Source organism: Thermogutta sp. (assembly GCF_039793925.1).
Lineage (GTDB): Bacteria > Planctomycetota > Planctomycetia > Pirellulales > Thermoguttaceae > Thermogutta.
The window spans coordinates 1-1,089 of the sequence record NZ_JBAMME010000174.1; the positions used below are offsets into that span (position 1 = coordinate 1).

Annotated in this window: 3 protein-coding genes; all 3 read left to right on the plus strand. The window is 59.3% G+C overall.

Annotation, left to right across the window (positions count from 1 at the left end; all coding sequences use genetic code 11):
• Positions 1-345 (plus strand): hypothetical protein (locus tag ABJK56_RS06630; RefSeq protein ID WP_347243878.1); only part of this gene is annotated, 345 nt, incomplete at its 5' end.
• A gap of 14 nt (positions 346-359) precedes the next feature.
• A complete protein-coding gene (locus ABJK56_RS06635; protein ID WP_347243879.1) occupies positions 360-824 on the plus strand; it encodes a hypothetical protein in 465 nt (154 codons plus the stop codon).
• Between the two features lie 55 nt (positions 825-879).
• Positions 880-1,089: hypothetical protein (locus tag ABJK56_RS06640; RefSeq protein ID WP_347243880.1), on the plus strand; the 210-nt coding region annotated here is incomplete at its 3' end.

Consider the following 1,089-nt stretch of genomic DNA (forward strand, 5'->3'; position numbering starts at 1 on the left):
CGAGGGAACGGAAACCCGCGACGGGAAGGTACTAGATCGTATCAGCGCCGTGGCGACCACAACCTACGCACCGCCAAAATCGGATGCCGAGCTGCAGTACGGGTCTCCAAGGGCGAACTCCTCGCCTCCGACTGGAAAGGGACGCACTGGTTCGACCGGGAGGCCGGGCGACTCGTCTCTTCCGAATGGATCGCCCGGTACAAACTCTGCCTGACCCTGACTCCGGCAGGCAGCAAGGCTGGACAGGCCCGCCTCGATTTCACCATGGACATTGTCCAGGAAGTCAAGACCCGCGCCCAGGTGAGCACCGATCGCCCACAACTGCCGAAGCTGGAATCCTACTGAGTGGAGCGACCGCCATGGCCACAACTCCGGCAAAGGTTTCGACCGACTTCGACATTACCGCCGAGGCGCTCGAGCTTCTGGACCGCATGCCCCCGCAACTGGAAGAGTTGCTGACGCAACTGGCGGAGAGTTTCGCCGCACAAGAGCACACGGTGGCAACCGGAGCCCCATCCCCGCCGGTCGTCCACGTGGAGCACGTGCGCCGCGCCGCTCGGGTGCTTGAAGATGCGGTCAAACTTTATCTCGACTCCCACCCCGAGCATGGCGAGGTGCTTCGACCAGTTTTGACCCAGATGGGCTTTGTTGAGGTCCTTCGGAACAGTCTCAAAAGAAGCTCAAGGGACTCAGCAGGAAGATACGAAACCAAGGCAACAAAAAAGCCAACCGGTAGATGTTGTAGGCCAGACCGAGCAATAGCGCCTGCATCCCCTGAGTCGCTAAGCATCGCCCAGGAACCGAACTACAGAGTTTACGCTTGACGACGGAAAAAATACTTTCCACCAAGTGAGGTGCGAGAGGCAGGCGCAAATTTACTTGGAGTTTGCGTTTCACGACGGGGAAAATACTTTCCACCACAGCCCGCTGACGATACCGGCCCTCTGGGAAGGCTTCCCGCATCTGTTTCCGAAACCCCCGTACGTTCCAGTTGGGCTTTCCCCGGCGAGCCGGGATAACACCCTCGATCCCCAAGACCTCTCGAAGGAAGCGATGATTCCGCTCACTATCAAACTCGGCATCGGCCAG